This window comes from Paenibacillus pabuli, from assembly GCF_039831995.1.
Taxonomy (GTDB): domain Bacteria; phylum Bacillota; class Bacilli; order Paenibacillales; family Paenibacillaceae; genus Paenibacillus; species Paenibacillus pabuli_C.
Genome location: NZ_JBDOIO010000005.1, coordinates 631,528 through 646,846 on the forward strand (window position 1 = coordinate 631,528; position 15,319 = coordinate 646,846).

Below are 15,319 nucleotides of genomic sequence, written 5' to 3' on the forward strand. Positions count from 1 at the left end.
CCCCTTGATAAACATTCTCATTTAGATAGAAGGATTATATGTTATGTCGCTCGGGAATCACCATGGACGTTATCCAGATATACATTTGGACAATATCCCGTGAAAATGAGCAATGCCTCATCCAGCATACGCATGACGCCTACTGCAGAGTAATCGAACCAGGGATCGCCGGTGATCAGGTGAGTCTGATACTGACGCACAGCGTTCAGCTGTCTCCATACTGGGGAGTGCTGCAGACTGAGCCAGTATGCTCGTGATACGGCCTCGGGACATACCATGATCAAGATCCGGTCCGGATTCATTAGAGTCAATTGTTCCAGCGTCAGCGGTGTATTGGTACTGGCATCGGGAAAGGTCTCCAGCTGCAATGCGCCATAGAGCACCTCCTCAATCCCTGGATTACTATAGAGATAGAGGCGCTGACCATATACCCGGATCACGGCCACTTTCTCGCGCCCCACTTCTTTTTGCACGGATTCCCGCGCTTTCTCCACCCGCTTGTTATATAGTCCGATCCACTGTTCTGCCTGTTCCTCCCGTTCCAGGAACGCAGCAATCATGCGCAGCTGTGCACGCCAATCGGTCTGATGCTTGGGTACAAAACAGCAAGGCGCAATCTCCGCAAGTCCTGCTTGATCCTCTTCACTGAGTTGATCGGTACCAATGATGGCGTCCGGCCGAATATGCACAAGCCGCTCCACATTCGCTTCGAATCTCCAACTGGTATAAGGATCTGTTAGTTTAAGATGTGACTGGATTTCCGTGCGGTGCGCGTTATAATAATACGCTGTCCATTTGGGGTCGATGGGCGCAGCAATGGGCATGACATTGAGGGCCAGCAGCTGTCCGATGACGCTGGAGGAGCAGGTGGCAATGCGTTTTCTGGCGTTTTTGGCATAATCGGAAGGAGAAACGCCAACTTCTTTTTTGAATTTACGGCTGAAATAGTATTCATCGCTGTATCCGACTCTGAGCGCAATATCACGCAGCTTATACCCGGTTTCCTTCAGATAGCGCTTGGCACGGTTAATGCGAAGATCTGTAAGATACTCCATCGCGCTGAGACCGTAGGTTTTTTTGAAAAGATCGACAAAGTACTTCGGACTGATATTCGCTCTCTGAGCAAGATCGGCTATAGACAATGCTTCATCGTAATGCTCGTCCATATAGGCTTTTACCTCAGCGAGATCCGTCTTGGGACTGCGACTCATAACGGGGGTTCGCACAGCACGGTGCAATTCATTCTCCAGTAACATGAGGCCACTCCTTTCGATCTGTTTGATCAGTTTAATATGAAGCGTACAGCGTACGTTAAGGTCAGTATGACTGATTCACCATTTATCGACAATGATAATCATTATCAATTAAAGTATCACATTCTTTTCCTCTCAGTCAATCCATATATGGAAATATGTGCACCGTTTCTGTTCAATGACCACTGTCATCCATATGCATAAAAAAAAGCCAACGACGTGACCATGCACGTGTTAGCTCTTGGATTTAACCAGTGATCTCTATTCTATTTATTCGTTTCTAGTCCCGGCTCCGCAGCTTGCTGAGCAGGCGTAAAATCTCGATATACAGCCATACCAGAGTAACCATAAGCCCAAATGCGCCGTACCACTCCATATATTTTGGCGCACCTTGTTCAGCACCACTCTCAATAAAGTCAAAATCAAGCACCAGATTCAGTGCCGCCACGATAACGATCACGACGGAAATACCAATTCCGATCAAACTGTTGTCATGCAGATAGGGAACGGTAATCCCGAACAATCCCAGCACGAAACTGAGCAGATACATGATCATAATGCCGCCGGTTGCCGCTACCACTCCCAGCTTGAAGTTCTCCGTAGCTTTGATCAGTCTTGTTTTGTAAGCGACCAGCAGGGCGATAAACACGGCCATGGTCAGCAAAGCAGCCTGTAAGGTGATGCCATTGTACAATGACTCGTAGGTTGCGGAGAGTGCGCCCAGGAACATGCCTTCCGCAATGGCATAGATGGGAACCAGATATGGTGCTGCCACAGGTTTGAATGAAATAATCAACGCCAGAATGAATCCGACGATTGCACCTCCGATCGCCAGAGGAAGCACTTCCTGACCGTTAAAGAACATCATCCATGTCGCAAATGCACTGCCGAGCAGGATCACCAGCGTAATGAACGACTTGTTCACTGTGCCGTTAATCGTCATGTAACGCTGGTATCGATCATCTCCATATCCGCCGGCATTTTCAAATGTACTGTCTTTGAGTGTAGGGTTACCACTACGTCCGATCAAATCCATCACCTCTTTTATGTATTGGGTCAATCTTTTAAACCACTCTTTACGTTCTACATTTTCATTGATCTGTTCTACTGTTAAAATTCTTTCTATGTTCAAATGCAGACTTGGATGCAATCGGTCGATTACATCCTTATCCATCATTACTGCCCTGTAGGACATATGTCCCACGCTGTAAAATCATTCTCCAGCTGGGTACAGACTTTTCTTAAATGCTATTTCGTTGCTGTAGTTACTAGGCAGAAGGCTTAGTTATAGAACACTTTGTCTACATTGTATTTCGCACGCTTCGTATTAATGATATAGGTCTCGTAAATTTCGCGGTCTACGGCATCTTCCACCAGACAAACTTCAATGGTCGCCACTTCTTCCCGGTGGTTCTTCATTGGAGAAACGGTATCCTCAAAATGTTTTTTGATCCGCGGTCTCAATTTTCTTGCTTTCCCGACAAATAACAGCTCTCCATCGGCATTGTAAAACATGAAGATTCCACCCTGTTCCCGCGTGATCAGGTGAAAATCGGTAAATCCGTAAATGTGGCTAAGCTGCGGGTTAACCTGCTTCGTGATGGTTACATCCGGTGTTGGTACGGTAATCTGAATCATTGGGCTCACTTCCTCATTATCTATAGGCTTACATCCTATCATACATTATTACAGGAAACCATTTCATCCTATAAGATGCACAATTCACGCTATTTTCAACTATTACGACAATAATTTCAAAAAAAAGGTTAACTTCCCTGATTCAAAGTGGTACTATAGGGGTATGAGGAAGAAATTGGGCACTAAGACATACGTCTTTATATCTACTTCCGTCTATTGTACCCTATGAATCATGATCTTTTTCATACTGAATTCTGTAATGTGCGCACCACAACAAGAGGACAGTTAGCAAGTACGCAAGTCTATAGCTTTTGGGATTCATCATTAATACGACCCTTGCAGCAAGCAAATGTAGAAAGACATTAATTGTAGAATGTAATGTAGAAAAGAAACAGATGTAGAACTAGATTCGAATTAGAAAGCCTGCAATTATAGTCAGTAATCAAGCAAATAGACACACGTAGAAGAACCGATAGCTATCGATCCTAGAAAAAGAATGGTCATGCCATGCAATCTTAGTAAGTCATAACTTCATAACAGCAGATCTATATAGAATTGGATCAAGCTACACCCCCAGCCCGGCACGAAGCCAGGGCTTTTTTTACATTGTGCTCCGGCTTCTAACCATCGCCGCGATCAACCGATTATCGTTTTTATCGTAAGCTACATCTTCCCCGGTGCCTTAAACCATTTATAACAACCCCGTATACTCATATCTAACTTCATTGAATCTTGAGTTCGCAGTATATTTAAAAGAAAAAGAGGCGCCGCCCAAGCGGCACCTCTTAAATTACTCAGAAAGATCCAATTATTTGAGGCGATAGCGGAGGGAACCCCGGCTTCCCCTACAAATGGGCCTTTCTTCTCCCCCGATTCAAATAAATCATCAAAAACACAAAAGCCGCCGCAAAAGAAGCCGTAATGATCCAGATCGGAATCCGCGGATCGAGTGCGTACGCCCAGCCTCCCACGATGCCGGCCGGAGAAGTAAGCAGCAGGATCACGACGGAAAGCATCGAGAACACCTTCGCTCTTTTTTCATCGTCGATCGCGTTCTGGACGGCCGCTTCGAGGTACGGCGAGCTGATCATCAGTCCGACGGCGGCAAGCACAGTGCTCAGACCGATCCAGGCCAGATTTGACGTCGGCCACAGCACCAGCATGACGTTCGAAAGCATCGACAGCGCAAAGCCCGCCATCATCGAGCGCGTTTCGCCTTCGGCCGGAATCTTTGGCATGATGAACCACAGTGCGAGCAGCATAATAATAGAAGAAACGGCGGGAACGAGCGAGATCAGTCCGCTGTCCACTTTCAGATAGTCGGCCAAATACAGCGAAAGATAGGTCGTTTTAAGCGTCATTTGAAAGTTGAACAGGATATAAACAACGAAGATCAGCATCAGACTGCGGCTGGCAAACAGGTCTCGGATCGCGCCGCTGTAGTCGATAAGACTCTTTTTGAGCCCGAGTTCCTTCGTCTCTTTCATTTTCCGATAGCCCATTTCCGTTTCCTTCGTGGTCAGGTGCCGCCCAATGAACTGGAAGGTCATCAGCACCGCACACAGCACATACATGATTCGCGTGCCGTCCACCAGTCCGTAATAATCGACCAGCAGACCGCCGAGCGGAGCGAACAAACCGCCGATAACGCCGATGATCTGAAGCAGCGTGAAAACGTAAGTCCGATCCTTTTTCGGGGTATCCTCGACGATCAGGCAATAGAAGGCGACATGCGGAACCCGCTGTAGCCCGTTGATGAATGTCGCAATGACGAAGAACCAGACGTTTTGCGAAAAGGCAAAGATCAGCATTGCCACGCTCCAACTGAGCACATCGAAGATGAGGATGGCGCGCTTGCGTCCCATTCGGTCGGTCAAATACCCGCTCATGAATGATGACAGCACCTGCACGATCAGCCCGAGCGTGGTAATCCAGCCAATAGTGGTCTCGGTAACGCCCAGCTCATACATGTACAGCGTAGCATAAGTCGCCATCATGCTGTACGGAATCAGGAAAAACGGTTCGAAAGCGAGGCAGCCCCGGCTGTTGCCGCGGAGTCTCGGGAAAAGCGTTCTTGCCATGCGGGATTTCCTCCGGTGTCGTCATAGTAAATTTAAAGCGTTTTCGGTCATGCTAAAATATAGGTTACTATAGAAAAAGCAAGAAAAATAGAGGCAACGAAAAAGAAATTAACACGATTAACAAACGGCCGACCGGACTCTTACTTTGAATCCTTGCCTCTCCTTTGCAAAGCTTTTTTACATGTCCATGGATATCCAACCACCTTGTGATGGAAACAGAGGTATCGTGGTTCTTTCGATGGGGTTTATAATATGGCAAGATAGCAAACAGAGGGAGTGATGGGATGTATTCCGATCTGCAACTGACGGAGGACCGCCCTGTATATATACAAGTCAAAGATTATATGAAGCGATTGATGCTCAAAGGCGGACTGCAGGCGAGGCAAAAGCTTCCTTCCACCCGTGAACTCAGTACACTGATGAAGGTTAGTCGCAGCACTGTCCTGCTCGCTTATGCCGAGCTTGAAGAAGAAGGTCTTATCTATGCGGTTAAAGGCAAAGGTAACTACGTCAGCTCCATGATTGAAACGCCTGAGCCAACCACCGGCTGGCAGCTGGATTGGAAGAGCCGCGTAAGCGATTATGCGATCCAGGCGGAACAATATGACCTGATGAAACACGGCTCTGGTGCCGAACGTGGCGAGATTTCGTTTACCAGTATTGCCCCGGATGAGAAGCTGTTCGATCTGCACAACGTGAAGCGAGCCTTTCTCGATCGTATGTCTCTTGAAGGCGAAGTGCTGCTGAACTACGGATATGCGCAAGGCTATCGCCCCTTGATGAACTATCTGCTCCGGTACATGGAGAACAAGGGTGTTGACCTGAGCGGCAAGGATATTCTGATTACCAACGGATTCACGGAAGGCTTCGATCTGGTGCTTGGTGCATTGCGCAGACAAAGCGGCAGAGCTCTATGTGAGAACCCTACACATCATACGGCCATCAAAAATCTGAAGCTTCACGAGTTCCAACTTACGGGGGTAGACATGGAGCCGGACGGACTGAATTTGCAGCAGTTGGAACGCGAACTCGCTGCGAGCCCGTACGATCTGGCCTACTTGGTACCTTCCTATCACAATCCAACCGGAACCGTAACTTCTCCTGCCAAACGGGCAGAGATTATCCGGTTAATGAACCAGTACGAGGTGCCCATTATTGAAGACGGGTTCAACGAGGAGCTGCGTTATTCCGGTTCCCACGTCTCACCTCTCATCGCTAGTGCGGGCAAGGGCAATGGACTCGTCTATCTGGGCAGCTTCTCCAAGGTACTCTTTCCAGGGTTGAGAGTAGGCTGGGTCATTGCGGATGCAGCACTGATTGATTATTTGGAAAGCATGAAACGGGCCCGCAGCATTCACACCTCAACGCTGGATCAGTCCCTGCTCTATCAATACTTGAGCAACGGCAATTTTGAGAAGTATCTGAAGCGGGCCCGCACGGAATATAAACGAAAATATGAACTGGTCGTGTGCTGCTTGCGCAAGTATCTGCCCATGTGCCAGATCTCCGGTGAGGGCGGTTTGCATTTGTTTGTACAATTTCCTGCGGGATACCGGACCCGAGAATTGCTGGCTGCCTGTAAGGTAAAGGGTGTGACCTTCACGCCTGGGGATACCTTTTATCTGGAACCAGGTCAGGGATTAAATACGATGCGGCTGGGCTTCTCCAGAGTGAGCGATGATAATATTCGCCAAGGCATCCGCATCATTGGTGAGACCGCTGCTCAGATGAGCTGAAACGGCTGAACGACAACGTTGGGAGGATAACACATGAAGGTTGGCGTGATTATGGGCGGTACTTCTTCCGAGCGGGATATTTCCCTGCTCACCGGACAGGAGATGATTGCCCATCTGGACAGGAATAAATATGAGGTCATTCCCATTGAGCTATGCAGCAAACGGGATCTGATTGACCAGTCGGCGGGAATTGATGTAGCCTTACTCGCACTGCATGGCAAATACGGCGAAGACGGTACAGTTCAGGGTACCCTGGAGTCGCTTGGCATTCCGTACACCGGATGCGGCGTCTTGTCCAGCAGCGTTTGTATGGATAAGGATATGTCCAAACAGCTCATGCACCACGCTGGCATACCTACCGGAGCGTGGGTGCAGGTGAGCCATGTGGAACAATTGTCATCCACGCCGGTGCAGCAATTGGTGTATCCAGTCGTGGTGAAGCCTAACTCGGGAGGTTCCAGTATTGGTACTCAGGTTGTCCAAGAGCCGTCCGCTCTTTCGGCTGCGGTTGAAGCGGCACTGGGTTGGGATGACACGGTCATGATTGAACAATATATCGCAGGGGAGGAAATTACCTGTGCCATTGTAGATGGCAAGATGCTCCCCGTTATCTCGATTCGTTCAAACGCCGAGTTCTTCGACTATAGTTCCAAATATAATGACGGCGGTGCTGAGGAGCAAGTGGTTGAACTGCCTACAGACATTCACCAACGCGTGGAAGCTGCCGCGCTGGCCTGTTACCGTGTGCTGAAATGCAGTGTCTACGCCCGCGTGGATATGATCATTCGTGATGACATGCCATATGTGCTTGAAGTCAACACCCTGCCTGGTCTTACCCGTAACAGCCTTCTGCCGAAAAGTGCAGCCGCTGCGGGCATTTCTTTTACGGAGCTGCTGGATACCATCATCGAACTCTCACTGAAGGAACGAAATAAGGAGGCAAAGCTGTCATGAGTCAGGATGTAACGATACGCAGCAGTACTACGGAAGATCTGCAGGATATGGTCATTCTCATGGACCAACTCGGCTATCCCACAACGTACGCCGAAATGAAGGAACGTTATGCCCACATTGCTGCTGATGCCAATTTTAATACACTCGTTGCTGAGGTCCGTGGACGTGTGGTCGGATTGATTGGCTTGCAGACATCTTACCTGTATGAGAAAAACGGACAGCACTGCCGCATCATGGCACTCATCGTGCATGATCAGTTCAGAGGCACCGGCATAGGCCGTCAGTTGATACTGGCAGCAGAACAATGGGCCGCTGACCAAGGTGTAGATTCGCTCTCCTTGAACAGCGGTAACCGTCCCGATCGCGTGGCGGCACATGAGTTTTACCGCCAGCTGGGCTTTACCGCCGGGAGTACTGGATTCAGCAAAAAGCCACAGGCTCTTCAACATGCCTAAAGCTCGATAGTCATGATAATAAAAACGCCTGTCCCCCAATCTTGCTGGGAGCAGGCGTTTTTTGGTGATGGAGATAACACTTAATATTTGGCTGACTGCGCACCATCGATGGGTATAATGGCACCGTTGATAAACGGAGCTTCACCGGATAGCAGGAATGCTACGAGGCGCCCCACTTCTTTTGGATCACCCAGACGTTTCGCCGGATTATCCTTCACGAATTCCTTGGATGCAGACTCCCAGTCATTCGGGTTGATTTGTTTAAATGAACCAATAACCATGTCTGTCAGAATGGCTCCTGGAGCAATCGCATTGATGCTAATGCCATGCTCGGCATACTCTATGGCAGCATCCTTGGTCATGCCTGCTACGGCATGTTTACTCGCGCCATAAGCGATCTGGTTTGGCACGGCACGGATGCCGCCTACAGAGGAAGTGTTAACAATGTAGCCTTCTCCCTGTTTTTTCATCACAGGCAACACATGCTTCAATCCGTAAAATACACCCTTCAGGTTGATATCAATGACCTTGTTGAACATGTCTGTCTCGTAGTTCTCAATGAGATTCTGTTTGCCTTCGATCCCAGCGTTGTTGAAAAACGCATCAATACGGCCAAAACCGTTCACGGTATCGCTGACATACTTCTTCACAGCTTCTTCATCTGCTACGTCGCCTTCGATCAGCAGAAACTCGGCATGCTGCACCTCGTCAGAGATGATACGCTTCGTCTCCCCCAGCGCCTTCATGTTTACATCGACAAGCGCAAGCTTCGCTCCTTCTCGCGCAACTTCAACAGCCGCGGCCCTGCCCAATCCGGAACCACCACCTGTAATCAGGACCACTTTACCTGCAAATCGTTCTGTCATAACGTTGGCCTCCTTTTGTTAATTACAAACCTAACATGTCAGTACCCGTTTGGTTGTTTACTCCAATCAAGTCAGAGATTCATTAAGACCATTCGATTAATCAGGTTAGTATGCTTCCATAATTACCCGAAGTATTCATCTTCCTGCATTTTAAACTTTTCAAAATAATCATAATCTGCCCCGTCGGCAAGTCTCCTGCGGGAAACATAACGAAATCCCGTACGCTCAATCACCTTGCGTGATGGCACGTTGAACGGCTTCACAATGCCAACAATCCGATTCAGCTGGGTATGCTTGAACAAATACGTCGTCAGGGCGTGCACGGCTTCCGTCATGTACCTTCTATTCCGGTAATCCTTGGAGAGGGCGTAGGCCACCTCACGATCACTGCTGTCCAGCATGTCATTCGGAAAAACGCCACACCAGCCGATAATCCGCTGATCGACGTTGTGCACAACGGCCAGCATAATACGTACATCTGCCGGATTGAATTGGTCGTAGCTGCCTATGACAAATTGCAGAAAATCACGCAGCTGTTCCTCGTTCATCTTCCAATCGGGAAGGATGTCTGTAATCTCAGGCTGCTGGGTAAACGCCCGCAACGCGGCCTGGTCCTCCAGCGAGAATGGACGCAGGGTAATGTTCTGGGAATGGATGATAAGTTGACTATTCATATATAACACCTCTGGGGATTTATTTGGGATGACACGACAAAGAGGAGCACCTTCAATAGAGGCACTCCCCGATTCGTTTCATCATTTCAGAAACGCCGAAGCTCCTCGTAATGGGTAAAAAAGAACACACGTATCCCGTACACGTTCTAACGGAATTTTCGCGTTGTACTTTTCTCAACCATTACAAGGAATCTGGCATACTCTGAAATCCCCTCTCGTCGTACAAATGTTATAGCTTATGGCCGATCGATAAAGATCCAGCCGGTTTCTTTTTCCTTATCCACGGTTGCTCCAAGGGACTCAGCCATGAAGCGCAGTGGAACATAAGTCTTGCCGTTTTTGCCTACATAGGCAGATTCAACCATGGTTACTTCCTTGCCTGCAACCGTTGCGTTCTTGGAACCCACAGTCAGGACAATTTCATTACCCGTAATGTCATCAATAACAACGATGGTATCCGATCCCTTGGTCCATTTCACCTCAGCATCCAACTCCTCGGACAGGTAACGCAGAGGAACAAATGTTGTATTTTTCACCGTAATGGCGCCATAGCTTTCATCTTCCGGGTACAGCATAACGCTTTTCCGAGTGATACCGGCTTCGTCTTTCAACAGCTGATACACGACAGAATTCGAATCAAAGTTGCGCAGCATCTGTCCCGGCGTGATGTCTTCCTTCATCAGATCGATTACGCCACCTGTTGTATCAACAGCATCCACGGTTACCGGTCCACCGATATTCCATTGTTCACTGTCTGCGTAAAGCGTCACCGATTGCAAAGGCAGATCTGCGGAGGCAGGCAGTGCTACTTTCAACTCGGCATTTTGCTTGCGGATATTCAGTTCGCCGTCGAGATAGAAATCGAGCTTGAACGTTGTATCTGTACCAAATACCGTCTTGAGCTCCGGCACTTCATTCAACAATTCGTTCAACCCTTGATCATAGTTAACCAGAAGCTCGTCGAGTCCTGCTTTGATCATAGGGTACATGGATGCAACAGCTGCCTCTTTGGATTCTGGCATCAAGGAAGAAATCCCCGATGTGTCCACTTCGTCCATCTGGTACATTGCACTCATTAACGGATAGAACACATCGTACAGATCCCCGATCAGATCCTTGAGTCCTTGCTCATCCTGGGCAACACTCGTCAGGAATGGTTTAACCATGGCAAGAATCTCTTCCCCAGTGATCTCCATGTGAAGCTTGGAGAGGCTGAGGGATTCACCGTTAACCGATTCCTGTACAGGCGTTACGGAGATGTTTTTCGGATTGGACAGATGCTTCAGGACAAAAGAAAGCAATTTGGGGGAAAGTTCCTCGATCTGCTTTTCCAGAGCCTTGGTATCCATCATCGGAAGTGTTTGCGCGCCTTCCAGAGCCTCCAGTGATATGTACAGCGGCTTTTGCGCACCGTCCAGGTCAATCACCATTTGAGTTTCATCCATGGAAAGGTGGAAAGGCAGTTTGGTTCCTTGGAAACTCACAGAGCCTTGGATCGACGCCGTTTGGGCATCCTTCACTTTGGCATTTTCAATATCCAGGGATACGGAATTAATAAGATCAATCATTTCGTTGTCTTTCTCGGTAGCGAATTCTTTAGCCGGCTCTATGTTAATGTGCATGGACTGTTTCGATTCACCGGATTTTACGTTTGTACTGTTGGCCATGGCTTTACTAATATCTACCCCACCAACAGCCTGACATCCCGTAAGCGCAACCATCATCAGAACGAGTGGTACGGCGATCCACTTGGCTAACCTTCGATTTTTGATACGATCTCCTCCTTAGGAAAAATGTGGTTCATACCTATTATGAGGCCATCAGGTAATTGTTGTAAACCAATGGATCACAAAAACGCCAAAAAAGGCCGGAAATGTGTCCGACCTTTGGATAAGCATATATTTTAGACGACCTCGTTCATTACTCTTCGGTTTCCCCGGCATTTTCTTCAGTCGGCTCATTGTCCTCTGTCGTTACAGGGGTTTCAAATTGATCCGGCTCGTCGTCTTGAATGGCTTTGTTCTCTTCATTCTGGTCCTGTGTCATATCGCAATCCCTCTCTTCTACCGGATTTTCGTGAATATCATCAAGGCATCAGCCTTGTTTCTATCAATAACCCGAATCGAAGCAGGTCAAACATCATGGAGTGCCAGCTTAGATTGGTTTTAGAATATATAAAAGACGATTCCATTCCCGGCAGCTGCGGTTGCCTGATATAGAGCCTGAACGTCGTTCAATGTCTGAACAATCTCCCGGAACGTCTCATCTGCATCCCAACCTTCCATGACCGGATAGACGCCCTCTGTTATCATTTGATCTAGGCTAAAACGTGCCTTCAGTTCATCGGGGTCCAGTTGCTCCAAAGCCATGTAGGCTTCCAGCACCTGTTCGTTCGAGAGCAGAAACAGATCCATATCCGAATAGTTCCCCAAATACTGTTCTCCTGACATAGGCACCACATATCCCAGAGGCGGCTCTCCGTCCACCAGGTTTCCGGTTAATGTGAACTGAAGCATCTGCCACGTTTTATCAATATCCAGATCGACCGAACAATCATGCACACTGATCTCGCCTGACTTGATTGATTCAATTAAATCCTCGGTTACCACAAGATATCTGCCGGACATTCCCATATCATGATTCCTCCTATAGTTTTACTTCCCTTGTTCCCCATTAACCCTGCATGATGCAAAAGAATCGGGGTAAAAAGAGGTAGAAGATATATTACTCTACGAAATTCCGTATTTCATCATCTCAAAACGCATGCATATCATCTCAAGGAGGACAAACCGATGAAAAAATTCGATTACCGCCTGAATTATGAAGAGCTCGATCTGCGCAAACATCCAGAACTATATACCGTCGGACGGGGAGAGCAGGGCGTACTGATGGTCGAACCATACAAGAGCGAGATCCTCCCTTATTGGCGTTTTAAGACACCCGAGATTGCGACAGAATCATCAGAGAAGATCTATGAGCTGTTTTTGGAATATAAAAAAAAAGAAGGATTTCGTTGGCATGGATATGGCGCGCAAGTTTCTGCAGATGGGGTACACGCGGGCCAGGCGATATACGAACCATAAAGGTGCACGCAAATATTCGAAAGAGGACGGCTCAATCCTTCCCTATCAGAATGACAAGGTGAAAGCGGAAGCCGCAGCCATTTTTAAGGCGCAGTGGGAGATGGCCAAGACTGACCCCGATTATGTTGAAATGAAGAAGCAGCACCGGGAAAAGTACGAATCGGAGAACGATTAGCCACTTGGGTAAAAAATACATGGGCTCATCCCGATACTCCTTTTGATATAATGCATTACGTCGATCTTCAGGAGAAACATAATGAGATCAGCCAACCAAAGGAGCCTCCATGAAATTACCTTGGGAAGGCCCTTCATTGATGAGCCATGAAATCAGGCGTAGAATGGACAGCATGGTTTATTCTGCGGATTAAAGTTTATAAGGCTTCTGAAGAAGGTGATGACATGTTAGGGATAGTGGGCATCCTCGGTATCGTTCTGTATACGCTGTGCACGGCAGGAGCCGGTGTTGGGCTGGTGATAGGATTCGTTTTTTTCCTGATTGGTTTCGGGGAAATGAAGAACAGGTCACGTACCCTCAGCAGTTTACTGCTGAGCAAGGATACGCTAATGATCGTGGGGACGATGGGCGTTGTGCTAGTTTATTTTCTTCTCTCCTACTGGAATCTGAAAATGATTGGTGATGCAACCTTTCCTGGCATGCTGGGTCCTGCAATCAGGGAAATCTCCGGGAGACAGCTGCTAACTGCAGGAGTCTTGTACGCGCTCTGGACAACCATCAGCTTATACTGGCTGCTTCCAAGAGTATTCAGCTTTGATGGATTAGGCCTGAAAGTTCAGCTGATTGCACTCGGTGCAGCAGGATTCAGCATTCTGTATGGCATTATAAAAATGGTTAATACATAAATGCTGACAGCAAGGATGTTTGCTGTCAGCATTTTTTCTATAGATTCAGGCCCGTGCCCTTTTTTCTTTGCCGTTCTGAGGACGCGGAGTCAGCATTCCTCCAACCACTCGCAGGATCTGTCTGCGCGGTAAAACCCGGGACAGTTGAGCTGTCCAATAATTCGCTGCACCCGGCACAGCGTAGGGCTTACCCGATTCCAATGCCTTCATCGCCACTTCTACCACATGCTCAGGTGTATCCCGTTTTCCAACAGAAGCTTCTTCGGCGTTTACGACATCAAAGAAAGACGTCTCTGTCGCACCGGGACATATGGCCAAAAAGCGAACTCCCCGCTGTCTATTCTCTTCGTATAATGCCTCTGTGAAGGAAAGAACGAATGATTTGGTTGCCCCGTATACAGCCATAAACGGATCAGGCTGGAAGGCTGCCGTGGAAGAGACATTAATAACCGTTCCATAGCGCTTTTGCACCATCCCTGGCAGGAACAGATGGGTCATGTTGGTTACAGCCAGTACGTTAAGCATGATCTCTTCCTGCTGGCGCAAGCCATCCACCTGCTCAAACCATCCGTGTGTTGCAAAGCCTGCATTATTGATTAGGGTATCTACTCGTATGCCACGATTTTTACATTCATCATAGATCTGCTGTGGTGCATTCACTTCAGATAGATCCGCTACGATGACCTCTGCTCTTACTTTATATGTTCGTTCTATGCGATCTGCCAGCTGCTTCAGTTTTACTTCCGATCTGGCCACAAGCACGACATGATTTCCTTTTGATGCCATTTCCAATGCAAAAGCCTCTCCGATACCCGAGGAAGCTCCTGTGATTAGTGCCCACTGATTCTGAATTTTTTTCATTTTTCATCCGCCTTTTTGTACACTCGTTTTTTATTGGAAACAGTGTTTCCTAATGAAAACATAGTATCCTGATTTCTTGATCCTGTCAATTCACATTTGGAAAATTGACGATATCAGGCACAAAACAGTAGAATACTCATAAGAAACACGGTTTCCGTTAGAAAACAAATATGACGCTACGAGGATGAACATAAATGAAAGATCACCCATCTAATTCTAAGGAGTCCATTCATACGATAACGACTTTTCAGGAAGCAAGACTTCAGCATTCCGAAAATCTGCGACAAAATATTGTGCATGCTGCTGCTGCACTATTACAAGAACACGGGCCTGAAGCGGTCACGGTACGACGTGTGGCAGAACGGATGGAGTGCTCCACCAAGATCATATATAACCTCTTTGGCAAGAAGGAGGGGCTAGCCAAATACCTCTATTTGGAGGGATGCATACTCCTGTCTCAGTCTTTTGAGGCCGTGCCTCAGCAAACTTCATATCAACAGCACTTTCGCGCGCTCGCCTATGCCTACTGGGATTTCGGCATGACCCAATCCAGCTTCTATCAGCTGATGTTTGGGGGATCATTCGCCGAGTTTAAACCAGATGCAGAGAGTCTGGAGGGAACCGCTACCGCGATGAAGCAACTCATTCATTTGGTAGAAGCTGCAAGTAAGCAGGAACTGCTTCAGGAGAAAGATTCCCTGATTGCCGTTCAAATGATCTGGGCTCCCCTGCATGGTGTCATTCATCTGTACCTGGGAGGGCACTTGGAGAGTGAGGCCGCCGCCAAAAAGCTCTATGATCATACGCTGTCCATGATCGTTCAATCTCTCTTTGGAACAGACACCAAAAAATAGTTA

15 protein-coding genes and 1 pseudogene are annotated in these 15,319 nt (G+C 47.8%); 6 read left to right on the plus strand and 10 right to left on the minus strand.

The features are described 5' to 3' along the window. Positions 1–41 precede the first annotated feature (41 nt). The 4 genes from ABGV42_RS29555 to ABGV42_RS29570 all read right to left on the minus strand — a co-directional run bounded on the left by ABGV42_RS29555 (position 42) and on the right by ABGV42_RS29570 (position 4,972). Entirely contained in the window at positions 42–1,256 is a 1,215-nt protein-coding gene (locus ABGV42_RS29555) for an AraC family transcriptional regulator (protein WP_347384909.1), read from the minus strand. Positions 1,257–1,533: 277 nt separating this feature from the next. Then, positions 1,534–2,283, minus strand: a complete 750-nt coding sequence (locus ABGV42_RS29560; protein ID WP_127537512.1) for a Bax inhibitor-1/YccA family protein — start codon at positions 2,281–2,283, stop codon at positions 1,534–1,536. Between the two features lie 251 nt (positions 2,284–2,534). Then, positions 2,535–2,891: a nucleotide excision repair endonuclease gene (locus tag ABGV42_RS29565; RefSeq protein ID WP_347384910.1), complete on the minus strand. Its 357-nt coding sequence runs from the start codon at positions 2,889–2,891 to the stop codon at positions 2,535–2,537. 845 nt (positions 2,892–3,736) lie between these two features. Next, on the minus strand, positions 3,737–4,972 hold the full coding sequence (locus tag ABGV42_RS29570) for an MFS transporter (RefSeq protein ID WP_347384911.1): 1,236 nt from the start codon (positions 4,970–4,972) through the stop codon (positions 3,737–3,739). Between the two features lie 284 nt (positions 4,973–5,256). Here ABGV42_RS29570 and ABGV42_RS29575 point away from each other — a divergent pair, with 284 nt between their 5' ends. The 3 genes from ABGV42_RS29575 to ABGV42_RS29585 are packed head-to-tail and all read left to right on the plus strand — an operon-like array spanning position 5,257 to position 8,117. Then, on the plus strand, positions 5,257–6,708 hold the full coding sequence (locus ABGV42_RS29575) for a PLP-dependent aminotransferase family protein (protein WP_347384912.1): 1,452 nt from the start codon (positions 5,257–5,259) through the stop codon (positions 6,706–6,708). A gap of 33 nt (positions 6,709–6,741) precedes the next feature. After that, on the plus strand, positions 6,742–7,662 hold the full coding sequence (locus ABGV42_RS29580) for a D-alanine--D-alanine ligase (RefSeq protein ID WP_347384913.1): 921 nt from the start codon (positions 6,742–6,744) through the stop codon (positions 7,660–7,662). Continuing rightward, entirely contained in the window at positions 7,659–8,117 is a 459-nt protein-coding gene (locus tag ABGV42_RS29585) for a GNAT family N-acetyltransferase (protein ID WP_347384914.1), read from the plus strand. The genes ABGV42_RS29580 and ABGV42_RS29585 overlap by 4 nt, the downstream gene beginning before the upstream one ends. Positions 8,118–8,197: 80 nt before the next feature. Here ABGV42_RS29585 and ABGV42_RS29590 read toward each other — a convergent pair whose 3' ends face one another. From ABGV42_RS29590 to ABGV42_RS29610, 5 genes are all read right to left on the minus strand, one after another. Further along, positions 8,198–8,983, minus strand: coding sequence for a glucose 1-dehydrogenase (locus ABGV42_RS29590; protein ID WP_347384915.1), 786 nt, complete (start codon positions 8,981–8,983; stop codon positions 8,198–8,200). Positions 8,984–9,105: 122 nt separating this feature from the next. After that, positions 9,106–9,657: a GNAT family N-acetyltransferase gene (locus tag ABGV42_RS29595; RefSeq protein WP_347384916.1), complete on the minus strand. Its 552-nt coding sequence runs from the start codon at positions 9,655–9,657 to the stop codon at positions 9,106–9,108. Positions 9,658–9,893: 236 nt separating this feature from the next. Next, complete coding sequence (locus ABGV42_RS29600; protein ID WP_347384917.1) at positions 9,894–11,324, minus strand: copper amine oxidase N-terminal domain-containing protein; 1,431 nt, start codon at positions 11,322–11,324, stop codon at positions 9,894–9,896. 253 nt (positions 11,325–11,577) lie between these two features. Further along, complete coding sequence (locus tag ABGV42_RS29605; protein ID WP_347384918.1) at positions 11,578–11,703, minus strand: hypothetical protein; 126 nt, start codon at positions 11,701–11,703, stop codon at positions 11,578–11,580. 119 nt (positions 11,704–11,822) lie between these two features. Then, a complete protein-coding gene (locus ABGV42_RS29610; protein WP_347384919.1) occupies positions 11,823–12,290 on the minus strand; it encodes a YfbM family protein in 468 nt (155 codons plus the stop codon). Between the two features lie 159 nt (positions 12,291–12,449). Between ABGV42_RS29610 and ABGV42_RS29615 the strand changes: the two are divergent. Next, a pseudogene (locus tag ABGV42_RS29615) lies at positions 12,450–12,915 on the plus strand (DUF4385 domain-containing protein). A gap of 224 nt (positions 12,916–13,139) precedes the next feature. After that, complete coding sequence (locus ABGV42_RS29620; RefSeq protein WP_347384920.1) at positions 13,140–13,601, plus strand: hypothetical protein; 462 nt, start codon at positions 13,140–13,142, stop codon at positions 13,599–13,601. A gap of 45 nt (positions 13,602–13,646) precedes the next feature. Here the strand turns inward: ABGV42_RS29620 and ABGV42_RS29625 are convergent, their stop codons facing one another. Continuing rightward, a complete protein-coding gene (locus tag ABGV42_RS29625) occupies positions 13,647–14,462 on the minus strand; it encodes an SDR family NAD(P)-dependent oxidoreductase (protein ID WP_347384921.1) in 816 nt (271 codons plus the stop codon). Between the two features lie 194 nt (positions 14,463–14,656). Here ABGV42_RS29625 and ABGV42_RS29630 point away from each other — a divergent pair, with 194 nt between their 5' ends. Beyond that, positions 14,657–15,316 carry a TetR/AcrR family transcriptional regulator gene (locus ABGV42_RS29630; RefSeq protein WP_347384922.1) on the plus strand — a complete coding sequence of 220 codons (660 nt, stop codon included), beginning with the start codon at positions 14,657–14,659 and terminating at the stop codon, positions 15,314–15,316. Positions 15,317–15,319 lie beyond the last annotated feature (3 nt).